Annotated in this window: 1 protein-coding gene; it reads right to left on the bottom strand. The window is 56.5% G+C overall.

Translation table 11 applies throughout. The features are described 5' to 3' along the window. Positions 1-74: 74 nt before the first annotated feature. On the bottom strand, positions 75-1,496 hold the full coding sequence (locus tag BDE01S_RS10320) for a basic amino acid/polyamine antiporter (RefSeq protein WP_066081234.1): 1,422 nt from the start codon (positions 1,494-1,496) through the stop codon (positions 75-77). Positions 1,497-1,880 lie beyond the last annotated feature (384 nt).

The raw sequence follows: 1,880 nt of genomic DNA, 5'->3' as shown, positions 1-1,880 counted from the left end.
GGCATATCAACGAATCGTCGGGCAAAAAGTGCCCGACCTACTGCTATAGTCGAAGCGTAATTTCTTCGACTATTCTAACTGTTCAAAAACTGATACACCGCCGGCACGGCCAATACCGCCAACACCAGCAAAACCGCTTTTTCCCAGCCGTTAAACCGCCACGCGCCGTGGTGTTTGCGCTGCGAGTAGAGAAACAGCAAGACGCCCGGCAGGTAAAGCAACACTGAAAACAGCAGGTATTCCGTGCCCGCCGCATACACAATCCACAGCGCGTACACGGTGGCAATCAGGCCGACAAGTTTGTATTTCAACGGTAATTGCCGCTCAAACGACAGTTTCAGCAGATACGCGCCGATCAGGAAATACGGAATTAAAATCATCGATGTGGAAATCAGCAGCAGGGCTTCATAGCTGTTGCCCGTCTGCCAAACGAGAAACAGGCAGAGCTGCACGGTCAGGGTGGTAAACAGCAGCGAGCCGTGCGGCACTTCGTTGGCGTTCAGCTTGATAAACGAGGCGGGGAACGCGCCGTTTTTCGCGCCCAGATGCGGGATTTCGGTGGCGTAGAGCGTCCAGCTCAGGTAAGACGACAGCACCGACACAATCAGGCAGAAGCTGATCAGCACTTTGCCCCAGCCGCCGACCATGTGCGCCAACACGCCCGCCATCGAGGGATTGGACATTTCGGCGATTTCCGCACGCGGCAGCACGCCCTGCGCCAAAAGCGTAATCGCCACATACATCGCCAGTGTAACGGATACGCCGATGATGGTGGCGCGGCCGACGTCGGCGCGGCTTTTGGCGTGTTTCGACAAGACCGCCGCACCCTCGATGCCGGTAAACACCCACAGCGTAATCAGCATGGTGTTTTTCACTTGGGTCATGATGCCCGCGTCGGGGTTTTCCGGCGTAGCCAGGCTCGCGCCCGTCCAATCGCCCATAAAGACGTCGGCTTTAAAGAAATAGGCAGCCAGGCCGATAAAGACAATCAGCGGAAACACCTTCACAAACGTCGCCGCCAAATTCACGCCCGCCGCTTCTTTAATGCCGCGCGCCACCAGCCAATACACCAGCCACGCTACCGCCGATTCTCCCAGAAACGCGGCGAAGGTGTTGCCCTTGCCGAAGAGCACGAAGTCGGGCGTATCGGTAAACGTGCCCACGGCTTCAAATGCCACCACCAGATAGCCGACGATGCCGACGGTGGTGCAGAGCCAATAACCCCACGCAGAGAAAAAGCCCATCAGATCGCCGAAGCCGGCGCGGGCGTAGGTGTAGATGCCGCCGTCGAGCTCGGGGCGCAGCTTGGCGAGCATGGCAAACGAGATGCCGAGAAAAATAATGCCGATGCCGGTAATCAGCCAGCCGATGAGCAGGGCTTGCGAGCCGGCCACCGCCGCCATATTCTGCGGCAGGCTGAAGATGCCCGAGCCGATCATGGAGCTGATAACCAAAGCCGTCAGCGCCGCCAGCCCGATTTGTGATTTGGAAGACATAAATCGCTTTCTGAAAGAGGGTGGGAAACGGTTTGCAAAACACGCCATTATATAGTGAACACGCGTTTGGGATAAGCAATATAGTTGCCGCGTCCAGCCCGTATCCATGCCAAAAGGCCGTCTGAAAACCAAAACTTTCAGACGGCCTTTTAACCCGGCGGGCGTTTAAACGCCCGACTGCTCCTAAAAAACGTGCGTTCGGGATAAACGATTTAAGTCTTGCTTTATATTTCAGCAATCTATCCCCTCCCCCGCCCCTGCGGGGGAGGGTTAGGGTGGGGGCGGTTGATTTGTAGGTTACTTTAGGCCGGTTACCCCCCATCCTAACCTTCCCCCGCAGGGGCGGGGGAAGGGACAGGCTTCTGAATTTCAACGGGTTCTATA

This window comes from Bergeriella denitrificans NBRC 102155, assembly GCF_001592185.1.
GTDB classification, from domain to species: Bacteria; Pseudomonadota; Gammaproteobacteria; order Burkholderiales; family Neisseriaceae; genus Neisseria; species Neisseria denitrificans.
This window is presented reverse-complemented; position numbering and strand designations above follow the sequence as displayed.

What these genes read in the sequence shown, in the direction of transcription:
- BDE01S_RS10320 (WP_066081234.1), bottom strand. Translation starts at nt 1,496, where the DNA reads ATGTCTTCCAAATCACAAATCGGGCTGGCGGCGCTGACGGCTTTGGTT.